This window comes from Sphingobium abikonense NBRC 16140, from assembly GCF_001598335.1.
In the GTDB taxonomy this organism is placed as follows: Bacteria; Pseudomonadota; Alphaproteobacteria; order Sphingomonadales; family Sphingomonadaceae; genus Sphingobium; species Sphingobium abikonense.
This window is the reverse complement of sequence record NZ_BCYT01000002.1, coordinates 171427-197858: the sequence shown is the minus strand read 5'-3', so window position 1 is coordinate 197858 and position 26432 is coordinate 171427. Positions and strand designations below refer to the sequence as shown.

Genomic DNA, 26432 nt, shown 5'->3' with positions numbered 1-26432 from the left:
CTGTTCGTTGCGCTGTGTCAGAGTGTCGACGCGCCCCTCAGCGCAGCCGACCCTTGAGCTTCGCCTTCTTGATCAGATCCCCATATTGATGCGCCAGCAGATGGCTCTGAATCTGGGTCACCGTATCGACCGTAACATTGACCACGATCAAAAGGCTAGTGCCACCAAGGTAGAAGGGGATGCCCGCACGCGCGATCGCGAATTCCGGCACCAGGCAGATGAAGGCCAGATAGGCCGCGCCGATGACGGTGATGCGCGTCAGCACATAATCGAGATAATGCTCGGTATTCTTGCCCGGACGGATGCCGGGGATGAAGCCGCCATTGCGCTTGAGATTGTCCGCCGTTTCTTCCGGATTGAACACCACGGCGGTGTAGAAGAAGCAGAAGAAGACGATGCCAAGCCCGTAAAGCGCCATATAGACGGGGCTGCCGTGCGACAGATACTGATTGAGCGTCAGCACGAAATCGCCCAGCCGGCTTTCGCCCGCGACCGTCTGTCCCGCAAATTGCGAGATGGTGAGCGGCATCAGCAGCAGCGAGCTAGCGAAGATCGGCGGAATGACGCCGGCAGTATTGACCTTCAAGGGCAGATGGCTGCGATCGGCCTGCATCAGGCCCTGGCGCGTCTGGCGCTTGGGATATTGGATCAGCACGCGGCGCTGAGCCCGCTCCATGTAGCAAATGAGCAGAATGAGGCCGAGCGCCATGACGATGACCAGCATGATCAGCAGGCCCGAAATGGAGCCTTCGCGACCCGATTTGAACAGGTTGCTGAGCGTCACCGGCAGCTGCGCGACGATGCCGGCCATGATGATGAGCGAGACGCCGTTACCGATGCCGCGCGACGTGATCTGTTCACCCAGCCACATCAGGAACATCGTGCCGCCGATCAGCGATACGACAGCGGTCAGCCGGAACAGCAGGCCCGGCTCGATCACCGCGGCGACGCCCGACTGCGCGCCGAAGCTTTCAAGCCCGGCGGCGATGAAATAACCCTGCACCGCCGTCAGGCCGACCGTGCCGTAGCGCGTATATTGGTTGAGCTTCTTGCGCCCGCTTTCGCCTTCCTTCTTGATCGCGGCGAGTTGCGGCGAGAGGGAAGCGGCCAGCTGCACCACGATCGACGCGGTGATATAGGGCATGACGCCGAGCGCGATGAGGCTCATGCGCGAGAGCGACCCGCCCGAGAAGGTGTTGAAGATATCGAGGATGCCGCCATTGGTCTGCGCATAGAGCGTCGACAGCGCGGTCGGATCAACACCCGGCAACGGCACGAAGCTTAAGAAACGGAACACAATCAGCGCGCCAAGCGTAAACCACAGGCGCTTCTTGAGGTCGGTCGCCTGGCTGAATTTCGCGAGGCTAAGATTGGATGCGAGCTGGTCGGCTCTCGATGCCATGGTGGCTGCCCTTCAAATCACTCTTGGTCCGGGCAAAAGCCCGGCCGGAATCGCTATCCCCTTAACCGCCCCGGTCCGTTCGTGTCGAGCAAAGTCGGGCGACGGAGCGGTCAGCCCTGCGTTTCTCGACTGCGCGGGAAACGAAGGAAGGGGGGAGAGGCGTTCGGGAACCCCGAAACACATGACCCCGCCGACCCATATCGGGCAGCGGGGTCCTGCTTGCAAGACTATTAGGACCCGGTTCAGCCCTTCTTGGCGGCCTTGGCCGTGCCCTTCTTGGCAGCAGCCTTTTCGGCGGCCGGGACAACGGCGATCACTTCGACCTTGCCGCCAGCCTTTTCGACCGCTTCGACAGCGCCCTTCGACGCACCGGAGACCAGGAAGCTGACCTTCGCGGTCAGTTCACCCTTGGCCAGCAGGCGGACGCCATCCTTGCCACCACGGGCGAGGTTGGCGGCCTTGAACGCGGCGTGGTCGAGGGTCGCGGCCGCGTCCAGCTTGCCGGCGTCGATCGCCTTCTGCACTTCGCCCAGGTTCACGATCGCGTAATCCTTGGCAAAGATATTGTTGAAGCCGCGCTTTGGCAGACGCATGTGGAGCGGCATCTGGCCGCCTTCAAAGCCATTGATGCTGACGCCCGAACGTGCCTTGGCACCCTTCTGGCCGCGCCCTGCGGTCTTGCCCTTGCCCGAGCCGATACCGCGGCCCACGCGCATACGGCCCTTGCGGGCGCCGGCATTGTCGTTCAGTTCGTTGAGTTTCATGTTCGCACTCGCTTTCGCTTTTGTCGCGCTGATCCCTGGAGGGACCATCTGAAGGAAGCGCCGGTTAACGCTTCTGCTGAAAAAACGAAAGAGGGGTCGCCCCCTCTCCCGCTTCTATTTTCCTCGGGTGGAAGGCTTCAGCCTTCGACCACTTCCACCATATGGGGCAGCTTCTTGATCGCACCGCGGACTTCCGCCGTGTCTTCCAGCTCCACCACGCGGTGCATCTTGCCAAGGCCCAGGCCGATCAGAATCTTCTTCTGGCTCTCGGGGCGGCGGATCGGCGAACCGATCTGCTTGATCTTGATGGTTGCCATGTCCTGTTACTCCGCAATCGCTTCGGCATCAGCCTGCGCGACGTCAGCCGAGGCGCCACCGCGACGCAGAAGGTCAGCGACCTTCTTGCCACGACGCTGCGCCACCGACTTGGGGCTGGTCTGTTCGCCCAGCGCCGCGAAGGTCGCACGGATCATGTTATAGGGGTTCGACGTGCCGTTCGACTTGGTCACGACGTCCGCCACGCCGAGGCTTTCGAACACGGCGCGCATCGGACCGCCCGCGATGATGCCCGTACCGGCCGGGGCCGAACGAACCGTCACCTTGCCGGCGCCAAAATGGCCGAGGCCGTCATGGTGCAAGGTGCGGCCTTCCTTCAGCGGCACGCGGACCATCGCCTTCTTGGCGGCGGCGGTCGCCTTGCTGATGGCTTCGGGCACTTCGCGCGCCTTGCCATGACCGAACCCGGCGCGACCTTTGCCGTCACCGACGACGACCAGCGCGGCAAAGCCGAAGCGCTTACCACCCTTCACCGTCTTGGAGACGCGGTTGATGTGCACCAGCTTCTCGATCAGTTCTTCGCCCTGATCCTCGTCACGGTTGCCGCGACGGTCGTCGCGACGACCACGGCCGCCGCGATCGCCACGGTTGCGATCGCCACCGCCACGGTTGCCACGACCACGGCCGGGACCGCGATTTTCGGTCTGGGGCTGCTCGCCGCCTTCGACGGCGGCAGGTGCGCCAGGCTGGGCCTGGATTTGGTTTTCGTCAGCCATGATCAGAACTCCAGCCCGCCTTCGCGGGCGGCATCGGCCAGCGCCTTGACGCGGCCATGGAACAGGAAGCCGCCACGGTCGAACACGACCTTGGTGACGCCAGCGGCGGTCGCCGCAGCGGCGACGCGCTTGCCGACATCGGCTGCGGCTTCGGCGGTGGCGCCGGTCTTGGCGCGCACATCCTTGTCCAGGGTCGAGGCGGCGGCGACGGTCTTGCCGGCGGCGTCATCAATGACCTGGGCGTAGATGTGACGGCCCGAGCGATGAACGCTCAGACGGGGCTTGTCACCCGAACGCGCCTTGAGCGCGGTACGAACGCGGCGACGACGCCGATCGAAGAGGGAAAGCTTTGCCATCTTACTTCTTCTTCCCTTCCTTGCGGAAGATGAACTCGCCGTCATACTTGATACCCTTGCCCTTATAGGGTTCGGGCTTGCGCCAACGACGGATTTCAGCGGCCACCTGGCCAACCTGCTGCTTGTCGATGCCGCTGATCTCGACCGTGGTGTTATCCGGGGTCTTGATCTCGATGCCCTCGGGCACCGCGAAATCGACGTCGTGGCTGTAGCCGAGCTGCAGCTTCAGGGTCTTGCCCTGGGCATTCGCACGATAGCCGACGCCGGTGATCAGCAGCTTCTTGGTGTAGCCCTCCGTCACGCCGGTGATGAGGTTCTGGATCAGCGTACGCTGCATGCCCCAGAAAGCGCGAGCGCGCTTGCTGTCATTGGCAGGCTTCACCGCGATCGAACCATCTTCGACGCTGTAGGTGACTTCGTCGGCCAGCGGCATGGCGAGGGTGCCCTTGGGGCCCTTCACCGACAGCTGACCGTCAGCGATGGACGCGGTCACGCCCGAAGGAACGGTGACCGGCTTTTTGCCAGTGCGGCTCATCAGAACACCTCCGCCAGCACTTCGCCGCCGACATTCTGCTCGCGCGCTTCGGCGTCGGACAGAACGCCGCGAGGCGTCGAGACAATGGTGATGCCAAGGCCGTTGCGCACGATCGGCAGTTCCTTGGAACCCGAATAGACGCGGCGGCCAGGCTTGGACACGCGGGCGACATGCTTGATCGCCGGCTGCCCTTCGAAATATTTCAGCTCGATGCGCAGGCCGGCATGCTTGCCGAGGGCTTCCTCGGAATAGCCGCGGATATAGCCTTCACGCTGCAGCACGTCGAGCACGCGGGCGCGCAGCTTGCTCGCGGGGGACATCACGCTGTCCTTCTTCGCCTGCTGCCCGTTGCGGATGCGGGTGAGCATATCACCCAGGGGATCGGTCAATGCCATCTCAAATGATCCTTACCAGCTCGACTTGGTGACGCCGGGGATCAGGCCCTTGTTGGCCAGATCACGCAGCTGCACGCGGCAGAGACGGAATTTGCGGTAATATGCGCGGGGACGCCCCGTAAGTTCGCAGCGGTTCCGAATGCGGGTCGGATTGCCGTTGCGGGGGATCTCCGCCATCTTCAGACGCGCGATCAGACGATCGCTGTCGTCGGCCGCGGTATCATTCGCGATCGCCTTGAGCTTCGCATAGCGGCCGGCATATTTCTTCACCAGCTTCTTGCGGCGCTCGTTCTTGTTGATCGAACTCAGTTTCGCCATGACTTAAGTTCTCTTCCTTAGCTTAAGCGTTGGGAGAGAAGCGGGACCTGCAATCAGGCCGCCTGCTTCTCTTCGAGCGGGAAGGGGAAGCCGAAGAGGCGCAGCAGTTCGCGCGCTTCATCGTCCGTCTTCGCCGTGGTGGTCACGATGATATCCATGCCGCGCACCTTGTCGATGCGGTCATAGTTGATCTCCGGGAAGATGATCTGCTCCTTGATGCCGAAGGCATAGTTGCCACGGCCGTCGAAGCTCTTCGGGTTGAGACCACGGAAGTCGCGCACGCGGGGCAGCGCGACGTTGATCAGACGGTCAAGGAACTCATACATGCGCTCGCGGCGCAGCGTGACCTTGGCGCCGATCGGCATGCCTTCGCGCAGCTTGAACTGCGCGATCGACTTGCGGGCCTTGGTGATGACCGGCTTCTGGCCGGCGATCAGTTCCATTTCCTCGGCGGCCGACGTGACCTTCTTCTTGTCCTGCGTCGCTTCGCCCACGCCCATGTTGAGCGTGATCTTTTCGATGCGGGGGACTTCCATGACGTTCTTGTAACCGAACTTCTCGGTCATCGCCTTGGCGATTTCGGCGTCATAGAGCGCCTTGGAGCGCGGAATATATTTGTCGGCCATTACAGCACCTCACCGGACTTGACGGCGACGCGGACCTTCTTGCCGTCGCGATCCTCGAAACGGACGCGGGTCGGCTTGCCATCCTTGTCGGCGACAGCGACGTTGGAAATGTGCAGCGGCGCAGGCTTGCGATCAATACCACCCTGGGGGTTGGCCTGATCGGGCTTGCGGTGACGCGCATGCACGTTGATGCCTTCGACCAGAACGCGGTCTTCCTTGGGCATCACCTGAAGGACGGCGCCGGTCCGGCCCTTGTCCTTGCCAGCCAGGACGACGACCTTGTCGCCCTTCTTGATCTTAGCAGCGCTCATTACAGCACCTCGGGAGCAAGGCTGATGATCTTCATGTGCTTCTTGGCGCGCAGTTCGCGAACGACCGGGCCAAAGATACGGGTGCCGATCGGCTCCTCGTTCTTGTTGATGAGCACAGCGGCGTTGCCGTCGAAACGGATCACGCTGCCGTCAGCGCGACGCACGTCCTTGGCGGTCCGCACGATGACGGCGCGGTGCACGTCACCCTTCTTCACCTTGCCGCGCGGCTGGGCTTCCTTGATCGAGACGACGATGATGTCGCCCACGCCCGCGAAGCGCCGCTTCGACCCGCCCAGCACCTTGATGCACTGGACGCGCTTGGCGCCGCTGTTGTCAGCGACGTCAAGATTGGATTGCATCTGGATCATGGATCCGGTTCCTTCTTATTTGGCCTACCGGGACAATTCCCGGCGGTTCCGAATTTCGTGTTCGACCCGGCAGATTCGAAAGCACGAAGCGCGGGCCTGTAACCCTTCCAAAAGGAAAAGGCCAGCCCCGCGTTCGAACTTTCTAACCCTTATGGGCCGGCAACTGATCCTCAGGCCGCCGTTTCGGGCGACTTGTGGGTGTCCACGCGCTCGATGACCTTCCAGGTCTTGAGCTTGGAAATCGGGGCGGTTTCCTCGATGCGGACCGTCTCGCCTTCCTTGTAGACATTGCCCTCGTCATGGGCATGATACTTCTTCGACAGGCGGATGATCTTGCCGTAGAGCGCATGCTTAACCTTGCGCTCCACCCGAACCACCACCGTCTTGTCGGTCTTGTCGGAAACCACCGTTCCCGTCAGCACGCGCTTGGGCATCGTGTGATTTCCTTCTTACTTCGCCGCGCGGGCGCGTTCGCCCTGCAGAGTCTTGATCTGCGCGATGGTCCGGCGCACTTCACGCACCCGGCTGGGCTTTTCCAGCTGGTTGGTGGCGGCCTGGAAACGCAGGTTGAACTGCTCGCGCTTCAGGTTGTTGAGTTCGGTCGACAGTTCGTCGTCCGTCTTGGTCTTGAGGTCTGCGACAGTTGCCACGGCTTAACCCTCCAGGTGCGAGGTGTCGCCGAGGCGGGCGACGACCTTCGTCTTGATGGGCAGCTTCATCGCGGCGCGCGAGAAGGCCTCTGCTGCGAGCGGACCGGGCACGCCGTCCAGTTCGAACAGGATGCGACCCGGCTTGACGCGCGCCGCCCAATATTCGACCGAACCCTTACCCTTACCCTGACGGACTTCGGCGGGCTTCTTCGACACCGGCACGTCGGGGAACACGCGGATCCACAGACGGCCCTGACGGCGAAGGTGACGCTGGATCGCGCGGCGGGCCGCCTCGATCTGGCGGGCGGTGACGCGCTCGGGTTCCAGGGCTTTAAGACCATAGGCGCCGAAGTTCAAAGCCGAGCCACCCTTGGCATCGCCCTTGATCCGACCCTTGAAGGTCTTGCGGAACTTCATTTTCTTCGGTTGCAGCATGACGCTATTACCTTCTTATCTTCAGCGCGCCGGGCGCACGCCGGAGGTCTGAGCCTCCAGCATCAGCCGGTCGGTGGCCATCGGATCATGACCAAGGATTTCGCCCTTGAAGATCCAGACCTTGATGCCGCACACGCCATAGGCGGTGTGCGCCGTGGCTTCGGCATAGTCGACATTCGCGCGCAGCGTGTGCAGCGGAACGCGGCCTTCGCGATACCATTCGACGCGCGCGATCTCCGCGCCGCCCAGACGGCCGCCGCAGGTGATCTTGATGCCTTCGGCACCCAGACGCAGGGCCGACTGCACCGCGCGCTTCATCGCACGACGGAACGCCACGCGGCGCTCCAGCTGATCGGCGATGCCCTGCGCCACGAGCTTGGAATCGACTTCCGGCTTGCGGATTTCGACGATGTTCAGCGACACGTCGGACGACGTCAGGCTGCTCAGCTTCTTGCGCAGCTTTTCGATGTCCGCGCCCTTCTTGCCGATGATGACGCCCGGGCGGGCGGCATAGATCGACACGCGGCACAGCTTGGCCGGACGTTCGATCACGACCTTCGAGATCGCGGCCTGCGGCAGCGTCTTCATGATATACTGGCGGATCTTGAGATCTTCCAGCAGGAGACGGCCATAGTCCTGGCCTTCCGCGAACCAGCGGCTGTCCCAGGTACGATTGATCTGCAGACGCAGACCGATCGGGTTGCTCTTGTGACCCATGTGCTTACGCCTCCGCTTCTTCGCCAGCTTCACGCACGACAATGCGCACGCGGCTGAAGGGCTTGAGGATCCGGGTCGACTTACCGCGGCCGCGGGCGTGGAAGCGCTTCATGGTGAAGCTCTTGCCCACCGATGCTTCCGCGACGACCAAGGCGTCAACGTCCAGATTGTGATTATTTTCCGCGTTGGCGATGGCCGAAGCCAGCACCTTGCGCACGTCGACAGCCATCGCCTTCTTCGAGAAGGCGAGGATGTTGAGCGCGTCCTCGACCTTGCGGCCGCGGATCAGCGTCGCGACCAGATTCAGCTTCTGGGCCGAACCACGGATCTGCGTACCGACGGCGAGCGCTTCATTGTCGGCGACGCGACGGGGAGCCTTTTCCTTGCTCATCAGCGCTTGCCCTTCTTGTCGGCGGCGTGGCCGGGGAAGAAGCGGGTCGGAGCGAATTCGCCCAGCTTGTGACCCACCATATCCTCGTTCACGGAGACCGGAACATGCTTGCGGCCGTTATAGACGTTGAACGTCAGGCCGACGAACTGCGGCAGGATGGTGGAACGGCGCGACCAGGTCTTGATCGGCGCACGGCCACCCGCGTCCTGCGCGGCTTCCGCCTTCTTCAGAAGGCTGAGGTCCACGAACGGACCTTTCCAGACGGAACGAGCCATCTCGCTTACCTCTTCTTCTTCGCGTGGCGGCTACGGATGATGAACTTGTCCGTCGCCTTGTTGTGGCGGGTGCGCGCACCCTTGGTCGGCTTGCCCCAGGGCGTGACCGGATGACGGCCACCCGAGGTCCGGCCCTCACCACCACCATGCGGGTGGTCGACCGGGTTCTTGGCAACACCGCGCGTCAGCGGACGCTTGCCCAGCCAGCGGTTACGACCGGCCTTGGCAAGATTGGTGTTGGCATTGTCCGGGTTCGACACGGCGCCGATGGTGCCCATGCAGTCCGAACGAATGTAGCGCTGCTCGCCCGAAGACAGGCGGACCATCACCATGCCGCGATCGCGGCCGACGAGCTGGGCGTAAGTGCCCGCCGAACGGCAGAGCTGACCGCCCTTGCCCGGCTTCATCTCGATATTGTGGATGATGGTGCCGACCGGCATCTGGCCCAGTTCCATCGCGTTGCCCGGCTTCACGTCGGTCTTCTTGCCGGCGATGATCTTGTCACCGGGGGCAAGACGCTGCGGCGCCAGGACATAGGCCTGGGTGCCGTCGGCATAGCTGACCAGCGCGATGAAGGCGGTGCGGTTGGGGTCATATTCCAGACGCTCGACCGTGCCTTCCACGTCCCAGAGGCGACGCTTGAAGTCGACGATGCGATAGCGCTGCTTGTGACCGCCCGCGATGCCGCGCGAGGTTACATGGCCCTTGTTGTTGCGGCCACCGGTCTTGCGCTTGCCTTCGGTCAGCGCCTTGACGGGCTTGCCCTTGTGCAGGCTCGACTTGTCGACGAGGATCAGGCCGCGTTGCGCGGGACTGGTCGGATTATAGTGCTTGAGTGCCATCTATCCCGCCTCAGATTCCGGTGGTGACGTCGATGGACTGACCTTCGGCCAGCGTCACGATCGCCTTCTTCACGTCGTTGCGCTTGTAGGGCTTGCCCTTCCAGCGCTTAACCTTGCCCTTCTGGACCAGCGTGTTGACCGCCTTAACGGTCACGCCGAACAGGGCTTCGACAGCCGCCTTGATCTCCGGCTTGGACGCGTCATTGGCGACCTGAAAGACCACGGCATTATTTTCGGAGAGAAGCGTCGACTTCTCGGTGATGACCGGCGCGACAACGACGTCGAAATGACGGTTGTCCACGGTCGCGGCTTCTTTCTTAGCCATTGAAACGGGCCTCCAGCTTTTCGACCGCGGCGCGGGTCAGCACCAGCGAATCGGCCTTCAGGATGTCGTAGACGTTGGCGCCAACGGCCGGCAGCAGGTTGACGCCGACGATGTTCGCCGATGCCTTTGCGAAGCTGACGTTCACCGCGTCACCGTCGATGAACAGCGCCTTGTTGAGGTTCAGCTTGGCGAGATGCGCGACCAAGGTCTTGGTCTTGCCTTCAGCCACGTCGAAGCTGTCCAGAACGATCAGCGAACCGTCCTTGGCCTTCGCCGACAGCGCCATCTTGAGACCCAGGGCACGGACCTTCTTGTTGAGGTCGTGGCCAAAGTCACGGGCGCGGGCGCCGTGCGCCTTACCACCGCCGATGAACACGGGCGCCTTGCGGTCGCCGTGACGGGCGGTGCCGCCACCCTTCTGACGACCGAACTTCTTGCCGGTGCGGGCAACGTCCGAACGCTCGCGGGTGGCGCGAGCCGGCGCGCGGCGCTTTTCCAGCTGCCAGGTGACGACGCGGTGCAGGATGTCGGTGCGGGGCTCGACGCCGAACACGGCATCGTTCAGCTCCAGCTCGCCGGCAGACTGCGCGTCGAGGGTCTGTACATTGACCTTCATGGTTTAGCCCTCCTGGCCTTCGGTCGCTTCGGGAGCCGCCGCTTCATCAGCGGGCGTCTCGGCCGGAGCGTTGTTGCTGTTGGCAGCAGCCTTCAGGCTGGCCGGATAGGGAGCATCGGCATGACGCGGAACCTTGACGGCATCCTTGACGGTCAGCCAGGTGCCCTTGGCGCCCGGAACGCTGCCCTTGACGAACAGCAGGCCGCGCTCGACGTCGGTGCGCACGATTTCCAGATTTTGCTGGGTCCGCTCGCGATCACCCATGTGACCGGCCATCTTCTTGTTCTTGAAGACGCGACCCGGATCCTGGCGATTACCGGTCGAACCATGGGCACGGTGACTGATCGACACGCCATGGGTGGCGCGCATACCGCCGAAGCCCCAACGCTTCATGGCGCCGGCAAAACCCTTACCCTGGGTATGGCCGGCGACGTCGACCAGCTGGCCAGCGACGAAGTGGTCGGCCGCGATTTCAGCGCCGACGTCAAGGAGCGCATCCTCGGCGACGCGGAATTCGACCAGGCGAGCCTTGGGCTCGACTTCGGCCTTGGCGAACTGGCCACGCTGCGGCTTGGCCACATTCTTGACCTTGGCGACGCCGGCGCCGAGCTGAACGGCAACATAGCCATCCCGATCGGTTTCCTTGCGCGCCACGACCTGGTTGCCTTCAAGGGCCAGAACCGTAACCGGTACGTGTCGTCCGTCCTCCTGGAACAGACGGGTCATCCCGACTTTCTTAGCGATCACGCCTGTGCGCATCACTGATTACTCCCATAGAGGCCCGTCTTAGCAACGGGCGTATCCAACGAAAAAACCGCAAAGGAGATATCCTTCGCGGCCCAACCCAAATTAGCGATCACCCCGTCAGGGTTGGATGCCGACCCCTCTCGGGGAAGGCGACGGGGGACCAGGACCACGCGCCTTGCCGGTTCACCGGCGGCCGTGCGGTATCCCTTGTGTCGTTTGAGCCTCTGCCTTGGCAAAGTACCCGATACCCTGCTCACCCATCAGCCCGAAGGCGGGGAGCAGGGACTTGCCGGCGTCAGGCCAGCTTGATTTCCACGTTCACGCCGGCAGCCAGATCCAGCTTCATCAGCGCGTCGACCGTCTGCGGCGTCGGCTGCACAATGTCAAGCATACGCTTGTAAGTGCGGACTTCGAACTGCTCGCGCGACTTCTTGTCGATATGCGGGCCACGGTTGACCGTGAACTTTTCGATGCGCGTCGGAAGAGGAATCGGACCGCGGATGAGGGCGCCGGTGCGGCGGGCGGTGTCGGCGATGTCGCCGGTCGCCTGATCGAGCACGCGATGATCGAACGCCTTGAGGCGAATGCGGATATTGCTGTCCATTGTTCCTGTACCGATGCGAAAGAGCCAAAAACCCGGAGCATTTTCGAAAGTCAGCCGGAGCAGCCGATGACTTGCGGAAATGCGCCAACAAAAAATATCCGCCCCTTCCCTGCCCTTCTAGCTCCATGGGAGCCGGAGAAAGGCGATCCGGGGCGGCAGAAATTCCGAGCGGCGCGAATCAGACGATTTGCGCCGCTGCGGTCCTATATTACTTCGAGATCGTGCCGACAACCCCTGCGCCGACGGTGCGGCCGCCTTCGCGGATCGCAAAACGCAGACCCGAGTCCATCGCGATCGGGGCGATGAGCTTGACGCCGAGCTTCACGTTATCGCCGGGCATGACCATTTCCGTGCCCTCGGGCAGGATCACTTCGCCGGTCACGTCGGTCGTGCGGAAGTAGAACTGCGGACGATAGTTGGCGAAGAACGGGGTGTGACGGCCGCCTTCTTCCTTCGACAGCACGTACACTTCGGCGTCGAATTCGGTGTGCGGAGTGATGGTGCCGGGCTTGGCCAGAACCTGACCACGCTCGACTTCTTCACGCTTCGTGCCGCGCACCAGCGCGCCGATATTGTCGCCCGCACGACCTTCGTCGAGCAGCTTGCGGAACATTTCCACGCCGGTGACGGTGGTCTTGGCGGTCGGCTTCAGACCGACGATTTCGACTTCTTCACCAACCTTGATGATGCCGGTTTCGACACGGCCGGTGACGACGGTGCCGCGGCCCGAGATCGAGAACACGTCTTCGATCGGCATCAGGAACGCCTTGTCCACCGGACGCTCGGGCTGCGGGATGAATTCGTCGACAGCCTGCATCAGCTTCAGCACGGCTTCACGACCGATTTCATCGTTCGAACCGTCCAGCGCCTTCACGGCCGAGCCGGGGATGACGGGGATGTTGTCGCCGTCGAAATCGTAGCTGCTCAGCAGTTCGCGGATTTCCAGCTCGACCAGCTCGAGGATTTCGGCGTCGTCGACCAAGTCGACCTTGTTCATGAACACGACCAGCTGCGGCACGCCGACCTGGCGGGCGAGCAGGATGTGCTCGCGGGTCTGCGGCATCGGGCCGTCGGTGGCCGAAACGACGAGGATCGCGCCGTCCATCTGGGCCGCACCGGTGATCATGTTCTTGACGTAGTCAGCGTGACCCGGGCAGTCGACGTGCGCATAGTGACGCGCTTCGGTTTCATATTCGACGTGCGCGGTCGAGATGGTGATGCCGCGCTCGCGCTCTTCGGGAGCCTTGTCGATGTTGGCATAGTCGACGAAGGTCGCGCCGCCGGTTTCGGCCAGCACCTTGGTGATCGCCGCGGTCAGCGAGGTCTTGCCATGGTCGACGTGACCGATGGTGCCGATGTTGCAGTGCGGCTTGTTCCGCTCAAACTTAGCCTTAGCCATTTTTTCCTACCTTCTAATCAAATCAGCTTGGTCAGACCGCTCGGCCGCGCCTCGCGAAGGCGCGTCCATAGCAGCAAATTTACAGATTACCAGCCCCAAACCGACCCGTTTGCACGGGTCGCCCCGGGATTACCCTCAGGCCATCTTCGCCTTGACCTCGTCCGCAACATTCTGCGGCACTTCGTCATAATGCGAGAAGATCATCGAGTAGTTCGCACGGCCCTGGGTGAAGGAACGCAGCGAGTTCACATAGCCGAACATATTGGCCAGCGGCACCATGGCTTCAACCACCTGCGCATTGCCGCGGGTGTCGGTGCCCTGGATCTGGCCGCGACGGCTGTTCATGTCGCCGATGACATCGCCCAGATATTCCTCCGGGGTCACGACTTCGACCTTCATGACCGGTTCGAGCAGGGTGATGCCCGATTTCTGCGCCGCTTCGCGCATCGCGGCACGGCCGGTGATTTCGAACGCCAGCGCCGATGAGTCGACGTCGTGATAGGCGCCGTCATAGAGCAGGATTTCGAAGTCGATGATCGGGAAACCGATCAGCGAGCCGGTGGCCGCGGTTTCGCGCATGCCCTTTTCGATCGCGGGGATATATTCCTTGGGAATATTACCGCCCTTGATCTCGTCCTTGAAGATGATGCCCGCGCCGCGTTCGCCCGGCGTCAGCTTCACCTTGATGCGGCCGAACTGGCCGGTGCCGCCCGACTGCTTCTTGTGGGTGTAGTCGATGTCGACCGGCTTCTTCAGATATTCGCGATAGGCGACCTGCGGCGCGCCGACATTCGCCTCGACCTTGAACTCACGCTTCATGCGGTCGACGAGAATTTCGAGGTGAAGTTCGCCCATGCCCTTGATGATGGTCTGGCCCGATTCATGGTCGGTCGACACGCGGAAGGACGGATCCTCGGCGGCCAAGCGATTGAGGGCGACGCCCATCTTTTCCTGGTCGGCCTTGGTCTTGGGTTCCACCGACAGTTCGATGACCGGCTCGGGGAATTCCATGCGCTCAAGAATGATCGGCTGGCGCTCGGCGCACAGCGTGTCACCCGTGGTCGTTTCCTTCATGCCGGCCAGCGCGACGATGTCACCGGCATAGGCGGTATCGATGTCTTCGCGGCTGTTGGCATGCATCAGCAGCATGCGGCCGATCTTTTCCTTCTTGTCCTTCACCGAGTTCAGATAGGTGCCCTTGGTGAGCGTACCCGAATAGATGCGCAGGAAGGTGAGCGAGCCCACGAAGGGATCGTTCATGATCTTGAACGCCAGGCCCGAGAAGGGCGCGTCGTCGGCGGTCGGACGGCTGTCGGGCGTTTCGCCGTCCATCTTGACGCCCTGGACGTCTTCGATGTCGAGCGGCGAAGGCAGATAGTCGACGACGGCGTCGAGCAGCGGCTGAACGCCCTTGTTCTTGAACGCGCTGCCGCACAGCACCGGCACGAAGGCGTGGCCCAGCGTGCCCTTGCGGATCAGCTTCTTGAGCGTCGCGGTGTCGGGCTCATTGCCTTCCAGATAGGCTTCCATCGCCTCGTCATCCTGTTCGACGGCGAGTTCGATCAGCTTTTCGCGATATTCGGCAGCCTTGTCGGCGAGGTCGGCGGGGATGTCTTCATAATAGAATTCCGCGCCCAGGCTCTCATCCTTCCAGATGATCGCGCGGTTTTCGACGAGGTCCACCAGACCCTTGAAATCGCTTTCCGCGCCGATGGGCAGATAGAGCACGGCCGGGGTCGCGCCCAGGCGATCGATGATCGTCTGCACGCAGTAATAGAAGTCAGCGCCGGTGCGATCGAGCTTGTTGATGAAGCACATGCGCGGCACTTTATACTTGTCCGCCTGGCGCCACACGGTTTCCGACTGCGGCTCCACGCCGGCAACGCCGTCAAACGCGGCAACCGCACCGTCGAGCACGCGCAGCGAACGCTCGACTTCGATCGTGAAGTCGACGTGGCCGGGGGTGTCGATGATGTTCAGGCGATGTTCGGGGCCCTTGCCCTCAGCCGCCTTCCACACGCAGGTCGTCGCAGCCGACGTGATGGTGATACCACGTTCCTGCTCCTGCTCCATCCAGTCCATGGTCGCGGCGCCGTCATGGACTTCGCCGATCTTGTAGGACTTGCCGGTGTAGTAAAGGATGCGCTCGGTCGTGGTGGTCTTGCCGGCGTCGATATGCGCCATGATACCGAAATTACGATAATGTTCGAGCGGATGGCTGCGGGCCATGATGCTTCTCCGTTGCCGGCGCACCGGCGGTGAGGGGATTCGTTTGTTCTGCGCGAGGCCCCTAAACCAATCCGTCCGCCATGGGTAGCACCCCTGACGAACGGACCGATGTTCAAGACCCTGATGGAAGAGCGGGCACGAAGGCGCCCGCCCTCCTCTTTACCAGCGGTAGTGCGAGAAGGCGCGGTTCGCTTCCGCCATGCGGTGCGTGTCTTCGCGCTTCTTCACGGCATTGCCGCGGTTGTTGGCGGCGTCCAGCAGCTCACCCGACAGGCGCGCGGCCATCGTGGTTTCGCTGCGGTTGCGCGCGGCGGTGATCAGCCAGCGGATGGCCAGCGCCTGGGCGCGTTCGGGACGCACTTCGACGGGAACCTGGTAGGTCGCACCACCGACACGGCGGCTGCGGACCTCGATGCCCGGCTTCACATTGTTCAGCGCATCATGGAACATGCCGATCGGGTCCTTCTTGGCGCGGGCCTCGACAGTTTCGAGAGCGCCATAGACGATCGATTCGGCAACGGCCTTCTTGCCGTCCTGCATGATGCTGTTCATGAACTTCGACAGCACGATATCACCGAATTTGGGATCCGGCAGGATAACGCGCTTTTCGGGGCGACGACGACGTGACATATTCCTGGTCTCCCCTTCTTACTTCGGACGCTTCGCGCCGTACTTCGAACGGCTCTGCTTGCGGTCCTTGACGCCCTGGGTATCCAGAACGCCGCGCAGCACATGGTAACGCACACCGGGAAGGTCGCGTACGCGGCCGCCACGGATCAGCACGACCGAGTGCTCCTGAAGGTTATGACCTTCACCCGGAATATAGGTGATGACTTCGCGCTGGTTAACCAGACGCACCTTCGCCACCTTGCGAAGCGCCGAGTTGGGCTTCTTCGGGGTCGTCGTGTAGACGCGAGTGCAAACGCCGCGCTTCTGCGGATTCGCCTCCATTGCAGGGACCTTCGACTTGGCCTTCTGCAGTTCGCGGCCCTTGCGGACCAGCTGGTTGATCGTTGGCATGAAGCCCTTCACCTTTTTCAGTTACTTTACCGGCATTCCCGCGTCCTGTGCGCAAAGCGGAGGATTCCGCCAAACAGCAAAGGCCCCGGCGGGCATAAGCCCCCTGGAGCCGCAAGAGCACCCGGCAATGTTCAGCTCTAATGTCGCTCAGCCGATATGACGCGAGGAGACAAGTCTTCGCACGGCAAGGCCGCTGGGCAGGCGGCGCTATAGCCGCGTCCCCCCGGATGGTCAAGCCGGCCCCAAGGCCCTCCGCTGAGGACACAGGCTCGCCCGGCTCCACCGCTATTCCAGCCAATATTTATTTCCTCGAGATGGAACAAAATGCCGGAAACATCATTTTGTCGCGCCAACAGTTCGTCTCACCCCGCGTAAGGCAGGCTGGATTCGCGACTCCGACCGCTCTTTGCTACCGGCCCGACTCGAAAAGAGCACGGGGTCGTCATTGTTGCAGTGGAATAGCCAGAGGGTCGTTGCCCTCCGCGCATGGTGGAATGCGCTTTGCCCGGAGCGCGAAATTTTTTTGCGTTCGGGCGGACAAGTCAAATTCATCCGTATCAGCCGCCGCGCGCAGCTTCTGACGCTGGGCGGTGCGGCCGCCATTCTGCTTGGCTGGGGCGGCGTGACCGTCACCATGGCCATCGACGGCATGGCGCTCAAGCAGGAGCGCGCCGCGCTCGCGGCGAAGGGCCAGTCGGTCGCCAAGGCCGCCGGCAAGGTCGCGGACTATCGCAAATCGGTCGATCAACTGGCGCAGGACCTGGACGCGCGTCAGGATTTCATGGATGAACTCTACCGCGCGCATTTCGGCGGTGAAGACGACAAGGCCGGCGAGGATCTGCTGGGCAAGGACGTGCCGGATGACAAGTCCGCGCAAGCCACGAAGGTCAGCCTGGGACCGGAAGCCGCGCCCCTGATGCGCCTTGAGGATCGGCAGCGGCGCTTTGCCCTGTTGCTGACGGGCGCCGTGGAACGCCGGGCCGAACGGGCTGCCGCCGCGATTCGCAGCTTCGGCCTCGATCCCGACAAGCTGGCGCGCAGCGCGGCCCGCGCGCAGGGCGGTCCGTTCGTGCCGTGGAGCGGCGATGAAAAGGCGCTGACCGGGGAGCTGGAAGACCTGGCCGACGCAATGGCGCGGATGGAGTTTCTGGAACGCAGCCTGCTGTCCATCCCATCGGGCCAGCCCACCAGCACGCCGATGCTGTCCAGTTCCTACGGCTATCGCCGCGACCCGTTCAACGGTCACGCCGCCTTTCACGCCGGACTGGATTTCCCCGGCCACCGCGGCCAGCCCATAAATGCAGCCGCCGATGGCAAGGTCAGCTTCGTCGGCCAGCGCAGCGGCTATGGCAATGTCGTGGAAGTGACGCATGGCAATGGCATCATGACCCGCTACGCGCATCTGTCGGGCTTTGCCGCGCATGTCGGCGAGAAGGTTTCGCGCGGCGAGACGATCGGTCGCATGGGATCGACCGGCCGTTCGACCGGCCCGCATCTGCATTTCGAGGTCCGTCTCAACGGCCAGGCCATCAACCCGCGCCGCTTCCTGGAGGCTCGCAAAGATGTTCTCAAAGTCCAGCAAATCGCCAAGGCCCGCTTCGCCGATGTCGGCGACCGGGGGTAAAGCCATCCCCTTCTCGCTCATCGGGGGCGACGTCACCATCACTGGCGACATTTCGGCCAGCGTCGACCTGCATGTCGACGGAATGGTGGAGGGCGATATCCGGTGCGCCGCTCTGGTGCAGGGACCCGACAGCCGCATCATTGGCCATGTCACCGCGCAGAGCGCGCGGCTGGCGGGGCTCGTCGACGGGTCCATCGCGGCCGGGGAGCTGGTGGTGGAAAGCAGCGCCCGGATTACCGGCGACGTCACCTATGAGCGCATCACGATCGAGCCGGGCAGCAGGATCGAAGGGCGCTTCAGCCCGAAGGCGAGCGACGCGCCGACCGAGATAAAGCTGCTGGCGAACGAAGCGGCGGAATAGGCGTCAGCGTCCGCTCTGCCGCGCGGCCCGGACTTAGTTCACCGGCGCACGGCGGCGATAACTCAAGGCTTCGGCAATATGGGCGCGCCCGACCCGCTCGGCGCCAGCCAGGTCCGCGATAGTGCGCGCGACGCGCAACACCCGGGTGTAGCCGCGCGCGGACAACTTCATGGCGGCAGCCGCCTGGGCCAGCAGCTGTCGCCCCGCCTCGTCCGGCCCGGCCACTTCTTCCAGCCGTTCCCCATCGACTTCGGCATTGGTCCGCGTCGACGTCCCGCCATAGCGGGCCGTCTGCGCCGCGCGCGCCGCCGCGACCCGGCCCGCCACTTCGGCAGACCCCTCCGCCGGCGGGGGCAACACCAGATCGGCAGCGGTCACCGCCTGCACTTCCACATGCAGGTCGATGCGGTCGAGCAGCGGCCCCGACACCTTGGCCTGATAATCAGCCGCACAGCGCGGCGCGCGGGAACAGGCGAGCGCCGGATCGCCCAGATGGCCGCAGCGGCAGGGATTCATCGCCGCGATCAGTTGCACCCTCGCCGGAAAAGTCACATGCGCATTGGCGCGCGCCACCGTGACCTCGCCCGTTTCCAGCGGCTGGCGCAGCGAATCCAGCACGGCCCGCTGAAATTCAGGCAATTCGTCGAGGAACAGCACGCCCAGATGCGCCATGCTGACCTCGCCCGGTCGCGCTTTCAGCCCGCCACCGACCAATGCGGCCATCGACGCGCTGTGATGCGGATTGCGGAAGGGGCGCGCGCGGCTGATCCGGCCGCCTTCCAGCGTTCCTGCGACGCTGGCCACCATGGAGCTTTCCAGCGCCTCCGACGGGGTCATGTCCGGCAAAATGCCGGGCAGGCAACTGGCCATCAGCGATTTGCCCGCACCCGGCGGCCCGACCATCAACAGGTTGTGCCCGCCCGCCGCCGCGATTTCCAGCGCGCGCTTGGCGACTTCCTGTCCCTTCACTTGGCGGAGGTCGGCGGTGCGCAGCGGCGATTCGATAATCCCCGGCTGCGGCGGCGACAGCGCGGCCGTGCCCTTGAAATGATTGAGCAGGCTTAAAAGGTCGGGCGTGGCGACGACTTCCACCTGCCCGGCCCAAGCCGCCTCCGCCCCCTGCGCGGCGGGGCAGACCAGCCCCATATCCTGCCCACCGGCATGCAGCGCCGCCAGCAGCACACCGGGCGACGGCGCGGTCCGCCCGTCCAGCCCCAATTCGCCCACCACGACATAGCCCGACAGCGTCTCGGCATCGATGACGCCCATCGCCCCCAGCAAAGCCAGCGCGATCGGCAGGTCGAAATGCGATCCTTCCTTGGGCAGATCGGCAGGCGACAGGTTCACCGTGATCCGCTTGGGCGGCAGCGACAGGCCGATCGCGGCGATGGCGTTGCGCACCCGCTCGCGGCTTTCGGCAACCGCCTTGTCGGGCAGGCCAACAAGGATGAAATTAGGCAGGCCGGGGACCAGCTGGCACTGCACCTCCACGGCGCGCGCCTCCAGCCCCAGATAGGCGACCGTCGAAACCGTTGCGACCAAATGCCCCCCTTGGTCCAGCCGTTCAGGCCGGATCGTCCGCCCTGCCCTTGAACCCTTGCGCCACGACATACCATTCGACGCTGCCCTTGCGGCTGGCCGGCGGCTTGGCGTGCTTGATGGTCGTGAAATGTCTTTTCAGCACCGCCAGCAGTTCGGCATCCGTGCCGCCGGCAAACACCTTGGCAACAAAAGTGCCGCCCTTGCGCAGATTTTCGACCGCGAATTGCGCCGCCGCCTCGACCAGGCCCATAGTGCGCAGATGATCGGTCTGGGCATGGCCGACGGTGTTGGCCGCCATGTCCGAAATGACAAGGTCCGGCTCTTGCCCCAGCGCCTTGCGCAGCAGGTCTGGCGCCTTTTCGTCCATGAAATCCATTTCGAACAGGGTGACGCCGGCAATGGGATCGGTCGGCAGCAGGTCTATGCCCACCACTGCCGCCTTGGGCGCCATCTTGCGCACCACCTGCGCCCAGCCGCCCGGCGCCACGCCCAGGTCCACGACCGCGCGCGATCCCTTCACGAAATGGAATTTCTCGTCGAGTTCGATGAGTTTGAAGGCGGCGCGGCTGCGCCAGCCCTCAGCCTTCGCCTTCTTGACATAGGGGTCGTTCAGATGCCGTTCGAGCCAGCGCACCGACTGCGCGGTGCGGCCTTTCGCGGTCTTGACGCGAACCTTGCCTGCGCCCGCACCTCTCACATCGCCCTCCCGTCGCGATCCATCAGGCCGCGCAAAATGCCTTCGCGAATGCCCCGATCGGCGACGCCCAGCCGCTCCGCCGGCCAGATGTCAAGGATCGATTCCAATATCGCGCATCCCGCGACGACCAGGTCGGCCCGTTCGGTGCCGATGCACGGAAGCTGCTGCCGCTCGGCCAGCGCCATGCCCGAAAGCCGGTCCGAAATGGCGCGCATCGCGTCGCACGGCACGATCAACCCGTCGATCACCTGGCGGTCGTAGCGCGGCAGGTTGAGGTGCAGGCTGGCCAGCGTCGTCACCGTGCCCGATGTGCCGAGCAGGCGGATGCCATGCGCGTCTCGCGGCAGGCGGCGCGCGAGCGGCAGGAACGCCTCCGACACGCGGGCACGCATACGGCCATAGGCGGCCAGCCGCTCGGCCGGATCGTCATGATCGAATGCCTCGCTTTCGGTCAGCGACACGACGCCCCAGGGCGCGCTCACCCAATCGACGATGTGCGGCGCGCCGTCACCATGCGCGTCAACCAGCACCAGTTCGGTGGAGCCGCCGCCAATGTCGAAAATTAGCGCCGGCCCGTCGCCCGGCTCCAACAAGGCATGACAACCCAGCACCGCCAGTCGCGCCTCTTCCTGCGCGCTGATGATGTCGAGTGCGATGCCGGTTTCGCGATAGACGCGCTGGATGAATTCCGATCCGTTGGATGCGCGGCGACAGGCTTCGGTCGCGACCGATCGCGCAAGCGTCACATGGCGACGGCGCAGCTTGTCCGCGCACACGGACAGGGCCGCGATGGCGCGGTCGATTGCCGCGTCGCTGATCCGTCCCGACGACGCCAATCCCTCGCCCAGCCGGACAATGCGTGAAAAGGCATCGACGACGATGAACCCGTCAGCCGATGGCTTGGCGATCAGCAGCCGGCAGTTATTGGTGCCCAGATCAATGGCGGCATAGGATCGCCGGTCACGCGCGCCCGCGGACGAAAAGCCCCGCTGCTTTGCCGGGGGAGGAATGGCCGCAGCCTTGCTCCCATTGCCCGATCCGGAGCGGGCATGCTTGCCCACATAACCGCCGGACGGGCCGGAACTCTGCGGCGATGGGCGGCTCTGCTGCACCATGCCGTAACTCGCTTCTTCTGTATCGCCGACCCCGTTTGGGATCGGAACTTGTCTTCATGCTTAAGCAGAAGAGCCGCGATACGCAAGGCAGGACCAGATGGGCGGAACGTGCGCGTAACAGTCAGCAACGTAGGCAGGGCAAAGATGTGATAGGCGAAAGACAGACGAGATGGACCAGCGGCACAGAGGCGACCAGTCCCGATGCAAGTTGATCGGCAGCATAGTGACTAATTTACGACAGGCATAAACTTTATTTTCCCCGCCAATTGTGTTCGCCAATTCCGTTGGTTAGCTTTGCCCCCGGTCTATGGGGAGTTTATCATGCACATTCGTAAGAATGGGGCGGGAATGCTGGCGCGCGCCGGTCGTTCCAGCCTCTTTGCCTCCGTCGCTGCCGCAGCGCTGAGCATCGCACCTGCCGCACAGGCGGTCGTACCGAACGACAATTTGACTCCGGACGACATTGTCGACGGCAGCGACGTGAACGGCGTTGGCATCATGTATCGCGACGACGGATTTGTGTGCACTGGCACGCTGATCAATCCGCGGACCGTGATCTTCGCGGCCCACTGCGTGAACGACCTGACGACGCCCGATTACAGCACGGTCAATGGCGGCGTGCCCGTGGCCTTCGCCTTCCAGAATGACGCCCGTCCGGGCCTGATCGACTGGATTTCGAACGGCTATCGCACCAACACATCGCTCAGCGTCTATAACGTCAACAATATCGCCTATAATCCCGACTCGCTCGATCCGCCGGCGCTCAGCTTCCTTTATGGCGACGTCGCGATGGCGACGCTGGACACGCCCGCCGCCGATGTGCCGACATGGACGATGCTGTTTTCCGCCCTGCCCGCGCCCGACGCGATCAGCGAAACGACCGGCACCGGCTATCATGTCACCATCACCGGCTATGGCCGAACCGGCAGTGGAACGACCGGCAATAGCGGCGGCATCGATTTCCGCCGCAAGACGGCCGAGAATTTCCTCGGCATGCTCGGCTCGCTGGATGATGTCGACAGCTTCCTGTTCGGCTCGGCGGGCGGCTATACGCAAAATCTCTACCAGACCGACTTTGATGATCCGGATCGCGAGAATCCGTTCGACTTCAACGCGTTCAAGGACGACGCGCTGCCCAATGAAGGCAATACCGCAGGCGGCGACTCCGGCGGTCCGCTGATCCTGGATCAGACGTTCAACGAAAAGACGATCCTGGGCGTGTTGTCGGGCGGCAGCCGCTATTTCTTCGACCAGCCCGAAAGCTCCTATGGCGGCACGTCCTTCTACCAGCCGCTCTACCTGTTCTGGGACTGGATCGCGGAAAACAACCCGTATCGCTACGCCACAGCCAAGGCCGGTGACGGCAAATGGAGCGATGCCGATCACTGGGTGACCGCGCTCGACCCCAATTATCGTATCATCGACAGCAATGGTTCGCTGGTGAACGGCGTTCCGACCTCGCCGGGCGCGGGGGCGTTCGGACAGGACGACGCACAGAAATTTGGCCAGCTCTGCTACCAGCCCACTGATGGGTCGGACAATGTCTGCTACGACGTCGGCACCGACACGCTGATCGTCAATGGTGAACCAGTGACGGACGAAACGCAGGCGGTCGCCAGCACGGGCGGCAAGACGGTTTCGAACAACAAGGGCAAGGTCGAAATCGCCGAGCGCAGCCCCACCGCCGCCAATGCATCGCTGGATACGACCGCGCAGCCGCAGGCGGAAGGCGACGTCACCGCGACCGCCCTGCCCGACGCGACGCTGGCCAACGGTCTGCCCGGCGCGAGCGGCTTTGTCCCCAATAATATCGATCCGGTCGCGTCGGAAGGCGTCATCGGACGCTATTATGACGTGACGCTGAGCGCGGCGGGCACCACCACGCTCGACACCGACGTGACCATTGATCGCTTCACGATTTCGGGCACGGAAGCGGCGCTCGACATCACCAGCGAAGGATCGCTGACCAGCGAGATGGACGTAGCCCATCTGGCCGGCCGCGTGAATGTCGACGGTGCGCTCAACAGCACCGGCGATTACTTCCTGCTGTCGGGCCTGCTCTCTGGCAGCGGCACGGTGCGCACCCCCTTCCTCACCAACGTCATGGGCACGATCGCGCCCGGCGGCGTCGGCACGGTCGGCACATTGACGGTCGAGGGCAATGCGATCCTCACTTCCGGCAGCACCCTGCACATCGATATCGGCCCCAATGGCACGTCTGACGTGCTGGCGGTCAAGACCAGCGAAGCGGGCGATGACGGCGTCGCTTCGGTCGGTGGCCGGGTGGCCATCGGCGCCACCAGCGGCACCCGACCGCGCTATGGCGACAGCTATACTTTCGTCACGGCCGAAGGCGGCGTCGAGGGCAGCTTCGAACAGCCCGCGCAGCTGACCGCGATCCTCAAGCCCGTGCTGAGCTATAGCGACAATGCCGTTTCCATGCGCATCGACGCCGGGCTATATGCCGATGTCGTCAATGGCGCATCGGTCACGCAGACCAGCTTTGGCCAGCTGCTTGACCAGAACCGGTCGCTCTACGCCAACTACGCCAATCTCTATGGCGAGGCGGACCTGCTGAGCGTCGAGGGCATCCAGGCGACGCTGGAGGCGATGGCGCCGCGCACTGAAACGCTCAAGACGTCGATGAGCGAAGTGCTCAACGACAATATGGCGCGTTTCTATCGTGACCGTCTGACCAAGCTGGACGGCGGAGCCATGGGCGGTACGCTGACCATGACGGGCCAGCCGATGCAGTTGGCAGCCGCAAGCCTCAACAATATCGACCTCGGCATGGACCAGGGCGGCAATGAAAGCGTGACGCGCGAAGGCGTGCTGCCCGACGACATGAGCGCGTTCCTTGCGGGCGGCTATATCGACGGCAAGGCGCAGCCGATGCGCTCGATCATGCCGATGGGCCGCGACACGTTCGACGGCTGGTATGCCGCGCTGGGTGTGGAAAAGGCGTTTGGGGACAATGGCGTCGTCGGTCTTTCCGCCTCGTTCAGCGAGCTGAAGGGCAATACGGCCGCCAGTGACTGGGGCCGGGCGCGCCTGTATCAGGGCACCGTCTATGGCGCGTTCGACCTTGGCGGGCTGAAGCTCGACGCGGTCGGCAGCGCAGGCACCATGGCAACGCGCTCGCGCCGGTCCTTCTCGGTCGGCACGACGCCCTACACCCTCTATGGCAGCGATCAGGAGCTGGCGCTGTCGGGTGAAATCGGCCTCAGCAAGGCGTTGGGCACCGACGCATTCAGCATCGTGCCGCGCGCGGCGCTGCGTGGCGCCTATATCAGCTCGGGCAATCTGGCCGAATATGGCGGGGATGCAGCGCTGGTCATCCAGCGCAAGGCGATCCAGAGCGCGCAGGGCCGCCTGGGTGCCACGGTCAAGGCCGATCGTGGTGGTTTCCGCCCCTATCTGACCGCTAATTATGTCCACGAGTTCCGCGATCAGCCCGCCTTCCTGCAGGCGAACCTGATCGGCGGCACCGGCCCGCTCGCGCCCTTCGCGCTGGGCGGTCAGGACAAGAACTGGGCGGAAATCGGTGGTGGCCTGACGGTCACGACCGGCAATGTCGACATCAGCCTGTCGGCGGATACGACCGCCTGGCGCAGCGACGTGGAATATCAGAGCTATCGCGCAAGCCTGAAATTCCGCTTCTGAGTCGCGCTTGAGCCATGAAAAGAGCCGCTTCCAACCTTGGAGGCGGCTCTTTTTTTATCCCGTGATCATTGATGATCGTCACATCTCGACCGGTTTCACAGCAAATGGGTGGGCTCCTATGCGTCGACCACATCGGCAACGTGTGCAGCGAGGCCGGTTTGTCCCGGCGCGACATGGTCGGCCATGGTGTGACGGTCAGGGAAGTCGCCGCCATTTTGCGGCCGGAAGGGAATTGGCGTGTCGGTGAATAGCCCGGCGAGACGCACACGCCACGCCGCCTTGATCGCCTCCACTTCCTCCGCTGTGAAAACATGACCCGCGCCATAGACCGCGTGCGTCGGGAGCACGTCCATGCCAGGATAAAACAGGGCTCCATGGGTCAACGGGAATAGCAATTGTTCGATCGGCCCGTTGATGCCCCGCGGGCCGTAATCGGCCGCCGGGCCGCCGGCCTGCACATTGACCAGCGCCCGCTTGCCCTTGAGGATGCCGTCGCCAAAGCGGAACTCGTTGGTGCCATTCTGATAGCCATAGGCAAAACCGAAGGCGTAGACCCGGTCTATCCAGCCTTTGAGGATTGCCGGCGCGCCGTACCACCACAGCGGAAATTGCAGGATCACGGCGTCGGCCGCGAGCAACTTCTGCTGCTCGACGATCACGTCGGGCGTCTGATGCCCGCTTCGGTAGGCATGCCCCGACTCCGTGATGAACGACAGCCGTTCGGGGCTGTCACGCGAGGGGAAGTCATCGGCGTCATATACTGCCTTCCACTTCATGCCGTAGAGGTCCGAATGGATGACGATGTGCCCCGCTGCCGACAACGTCTCAGCAGTCACATTGACCATCTGCCGTGTCAGCGAAGTAGGCTCAGGGTGCGCGTAAACGATGAGAACTTTCACGAAGATCTCTCCTTGATCGTTGAGAGCTGGTAGAACCCGACGAATGCCTTGCCGGAATAGCCGCCGGATTTCTGGAACGGGAAGTCATCCACGATTTTGGCCTTCATACATCTGGTCCGGGATGCTTCTGATCTACCGGCCGCTTTAGGCGCGG

General features: G+C 63.3%; 33 protein-coding genes. 3 read left to right on the top strand and 30 right to left on the bottom strand.

Features of this window, described 5'->3' with window-relative positions; all coding sequences use genetic code 11:
- Positions 1-37 precede the first annotated feature (37 nt).
- The 26 genes from secY to rpsL form a co-directional block, all read right to left on the bottom strand.
- Positions 38-1402 (bottom strand): preprotein translocase subunit SecY, encoded by a 1365-nt coding sequence (secY, locus tag SAB01S_RS02990; RefSeq protein WP_021227545.1) that lies wholly within the window; start codon positions 1400-1402, stop codon positions 38-40.
- 242 nt (positions 1403-1644) lie between these two features.
- Positions 1645-2166: a 50S ribosomal protein L15 gene (gene rplO / locus SAB01S_RS02985; RefSeq protein WP_062731770.1), complete on the bottom strand. Its 522-nt coding sequence runs from the start codon at positions 2164-2166 to the stop codon at positions 1645-1647.
- Between the two features lie 137 nt (positions 2167-2303).
- Positions 2304-2483 carry a 50S ribosomal protein L30 gene (gene rpmD / locus SAB01S_RS02980; protein ID WP_009820648.1) on the bottom strand — a complete coding sequence of 60 codons (180 nt, stop codon included), beginning with the start codon at positions 2481-2483 and terminating at the stop codon, positions 2304-2306.
- Positions 2484-2489: 6 nt separating this feature from the next.
- Positions 2490-3218 carry a 30S ribosomal protein S5 gene (rpsE, locus tag SAB01S_RS02975; RefSeq protein ID WP_009820647.1) on the bottom strand — a complete coding sequence of 243 codons (729 nt, stop codon included), beginning with the start codon at positions 3216-3218 and terminating at the stop codon, positions 2490-2492.
- Between the two features lie 2 nt (positions 3219-3220).
- The gene (gene rplR, locus SAB01S_RS02970) at positions 3221-3574 is read right to left on the bottom strand and encodes a 50S ribosomal protein L18 (protein WP_021227547.1); all 354 of its coding nucleotides are present in this window, start codon (positions 3572-3574) and stop codon (positions 3221-3223) included.
- Position 3575: 1 nt separating this feature from the next.
- Positions 3576-4109, bottom strand: coding sequence for a 50S ribosomal protein L6 (rplF, locus tag SAB01S_RS02965; RefSeq protein ID WP_021227548.1), 534 nt, complete (start codon positions 4107-4109; stop codon positions 3576-3578).
- On the bottom strand, positions 4109-4504 hold the full coding sequence (gene rpsH, locus SAB01S_RS02960; RefSeq protein WP_009820644.1) for a 30S ribosomal protein S8: 396 nt from the start codon (positions 4502-4504) through the stop codon (positions 4109-4111). The genes rplF and rpsH overlap by 1 nt, the downstream gene beginning before the upstream one ends.
- Positions 4505-4516: 12 nt before the next feature.
- A complete protein-coding gene (gene rpsN, locus SAB01S_RS02955) occupies positions 4517-4822 on the bottom strand; it encodes a 30S ribosomal protein S14 (RefSeq protein WP_009820643.1) in 306 nt (101 codons plus the stop codon).
- Between the two features lie 53 nt (positions 4823-4875).
- Positions 4876-5448, bottom strand: a complete 573-nt coding sequence (rplE, locus tag SAB01S_RS02950) for a 50S ribosomal protein L5 (RefSeq protein ID WP_021227549.1) — start codon at positions 5446-5448, stop codon at positions 4876-4878.
- A complete protein-coding gene (gene rplX, locus SAB01S_RS02945) occupies positions 5448-5759 on the bottom strand; it encodes a 50S ribosomal protein L24 (protein ID WP_009820641.1) in 312 nt (103 codons plus the stop codon). The genes rplE and rplX overlap by 1 nt, the downstream gene beginning before the upstream one ends.
- A complete protein-coding gene (gene rplN / locus SAB01S_RS02940; RefSeq protein WP_009820640.1) occupies positions 5759-6127 on the bottom strand; it encodes a 50S ribosomal protein L14 in 369 nt (122 codons plus the stop codon). Before rplN ends, rplX begins: the two co-directional genes overlap by 1 nt.
- Positions 6128-6297: 170 nt before the next feature.
- Positions 6298-6561 (bottom strand): 30S ribosomal protein S17, encoded by a 264-nt coding sequence (rpsQ, locus tag SAB01S_RS02935; RefSeq protein WP_009820639.1) that lies wholly within the window; start codon positions 6559-6561, stop codon positions 6298-6300.
- Between the two features lie 15 nt (positions 6562-6576).
- The gene (gene rpmC / locus SAB01S_RS02930) at positions 6577-6777 is read right to left on the bottom strand and encodes a 50S ribosomal protein L29 (RefSeq protein WP_021227551.1); all 201 of its coding nucleotides are present in this window, start codon (positions 6775-6777) and stop codon (positions 6577-6579) included.
- 3 nt (positions 6778-6780) lie between these two features.
- Positions 6781-7212: a 50S ribosomal protein L16 gene (gene rplP / locus SAB01S_RS02925; RefSeq protein ID WP_007686573.1), complete on the bottom strand. Its 432-nt coding sequence runs from the start codon at positions 7210-7212 to the stop codon at positions 6781-6783.
- Between the two features lie 21 nt (positions 7213-7233).
- Positions 7234-7929, bottom strand: a complete 696-nt coding sequence (gene rpsC / locus SAB01S_RS02920; RefSeq protein WP_021227552.1) for a 30S ribosomal protein S3 — start codon at positions 7927-7929, stop codon at positions 7234-7236.
- 4 nt (positions 7930-7933) lie between these two features.
- Complete coding sequence (rplV, locus tag SAB01S_RS02915) at positions 7934-8320, bottom strand: 50S ribosomal protein L22 (RefSeq protein ID WP_009820636.1); 387 nt, start codon at positions 8318-8320, stop codon at positions 7934-7936.
- A complete protein-coding gene (gene rpsS, locus SAB01S_RS02910) occupies positions 8320-8595 on the bottom strand; it encodes a 30S ribosomal protein S19 (protein ID WP_009820635.1) in 276 nt (91 codons plus the stop codon). The genes rplV and rpsS overlap by 1 nt, the downstream gene beginning before the upstream one ends.
- A gap of 5 nt (positions 8596-8600) precedes the next feature.
- Complete coding sequence (rplB, locus tag SAB01S_RS02905; RefSeq protein ID WP_062731640.1) at positions 8601-9437, bottom strand: 50S ribosomal protein L2; 837 nt, start codon at positions 9435-9437, stop codon at positions 8601-8603.
- A 10-nt stretch (positions 9438-9447) separates the two neighbouring features.
- Positions 9448-9762, bottom strand: coding sequence for a 50S ribosomal protein L23 (locus SAB01S_RS02900; RefSeq protein WP_004208721.1), 315 nt, complete (start codon positions 9760-9762; stop codon positions 9448-9450).
- Positions 9755-10378, bottom strand: coding sequence for a 50S ribosomal protein L4 (gene rplD / locus SAB01S_RS02895; RefSeq protein WP_021227555.1), 624 nt, complete (start codon positions 10376-10378; stop codon positions 9755-9757). Before rplD ends, SAB01S_RS02900 begins: the two co-directional genes overlap by 8 nt.
- Before the next feature lie 3 nt (positions 10379-10381).
- Positions 10382-11137: a 50S ribosomal protein L3 gene (gene rplC, locus SAB01S_RS02890; protein ID WP_021227556.1), complete on the bottom strand. Its 756-nt coding sequence runs from the start codon at positions 11135-11137 to the stop codon at positions 10382-10384.
- Positions 11138-11420: 283 nt separating this feature from the next.
- Complete coding sequence (gene rpsJ, locus SAB01S_RS02885) at positions 11421-11729, bottom strand: 30S ribosomal protein S10 (RefSeq protein ID WP_007686587.1); 309 nt, start codon at positions 11727-11729, stop codon at positions 11421-11423.
- Positions 11730-11937: 208 nt separating this feature from the next.
- Entirely contained in the window at positions 11938-13128 is a 1191-nt protein-coding gene (gene tuf, locus SAB01S_RS02880; protein WP_021227557.1) for an elongation factor Tu, read from the bottom strand.
- Between the two features lie 135 nt (positions 13129-13263).
- Positions 13264-15357 carry an elongation factor G gene (gene fusA, locus SAB01S_RS02875; protein ID WP_021227558.1) on the bottom strand — a complete coding sequence of 698 codons (2094 nt, stop codon included), beginning with the start codon at positions 15355-15357 and terminating at the stop codon, positions 13264-13266.
- Positions 15358-15516: 159 nt separating this feature from the next.
- On the bottom strand, positions 15517-15987 hold the full coding sequence (gene rpsG, locus SAB01S_RS02870) for a 30S ribosomal protein S7 (RefSeq protein WP_062731639.1): 471 nt from the start codon (positions 15985-15987) through the stop codon (positions 15517-15519).
- An 18-nt stretch (positions 15988-16005) separates the two neighbouring features.
- On the bottom strand, positions 16006-16377 hold the full coding sequence (gene rpsL / locus SAB01S_RS02865; RefSeq protein ID WP_009820628.1) for a 30S ribosomal protein S12: 372 nt from the start codon (positions 16375-16377) through the stop codon (positions 16006-16008).
- A 445-nt stretch (positions 16378-16822) separates the two neighbouring features.
- Between rpsL and SAB01S_RS02860 the strand changes: the two genes are divergently transcribed.
- Positions 16823-18001, top strand: a complete 1179-nt coding sequence (locus SAB01S_RS02860; protein WP_062731638.1) for a M23 family metallopeptidase — start codon at positions 16823-16825, stop codon at positions 17999-18001.
- Positions 17982-18362, top strand: a complete 381-nt coding sequence (locus tag SAB01S_RS02855; RefSeq protein WP_174525602.1) for a bactofilin family protein — start codon at positions 17982-17984, stop codon at positions 18360-18362. Before SAB01S_RS02860 ends, SAB01S_RS02855 begins: the two co-directional genes overlap by 20 nt.
- Before the next feature lie 33 nt (positions 18363-18395).
- On the opposite strand, the gene SAB01S_RS02850 is transcribed toward SAB01S_RS02855, so the two are convergent.
- The 3 genes from SAB01S_RS02850 to SAB01S_RS02840 are packed head-to-tail and all read right to left on the bottom strand — an operon-like array spanning position 18396 to position 21716.
- Complete coding sequence (locus tag SAB01S_RS02850; RefSeq protein WP_062731636.1) at positions 18396-19904, bottom strand: YifB family Mg chelatase-like AAA ATPase; 1509 nt, start codon at positions 19902-19904, stop codon at positions 18396-18398.
- 22 nt (positions 19905-19926) lie between these two features.
- The gene (locus SAB01S_RS02845) at positions 19927-20601 is read right to left on the bottom strand and encodes an RlmE family RNA methyltransferase (protein WP_062731635.1); all 675 of its coding nucleotides are present in this window, start codon (positions 20599-20601) and stop codon (positions 19927-19929) included.
- Entirely contained in the window at positions 20598-21716 is a 1119-nt protein-coding gene (locus tag SAB01S_RS02840) for a Ppx/GppA phosphatase family protein (protein WP_062731634.1), read from the bottom strand. The genes SAB01S_RS02845 and SAB01S_RS02840 overlap by 4 nt, the downstream gene beginning before the upstream one ends.
- A 321-nt stretch (positions 21717-22037) precedes the next feature.
- Between SAB01S_RS02840 and SAB01S_RS02835 the strand changes: the two genes are divergently transcribed.
- Positions 22038-25379 (top strand): autotransporter domain-containing protein, encoded by a 3342-nt coding sequence (locus tag SAB01S_RS02835; RefSeq protein ID WP_062731633.1) that lies wholly within the window; start codon positions 22038-22040, stop codon positions 25377-25379.
- Positions 25380-25495: 116 nt separating this feature from the next.
- Here the strand turns inward: SAB01S_RS02835 and SAB01S_RS02830 are convergent, their stop codons facing one another.
- Complete coding sequence (locus SAB01S_RS02830; RefSeq protein ID WP_062731632.1) at positions 25496-26278, bottom strand: NAD(P)H-dependent oxidoreductase; 783 nt, start codon at positions 26276-26278, stop codon at positions 25496-25498.
- Positions 26279-26432 lie beyond the last annotated feature (154 nt).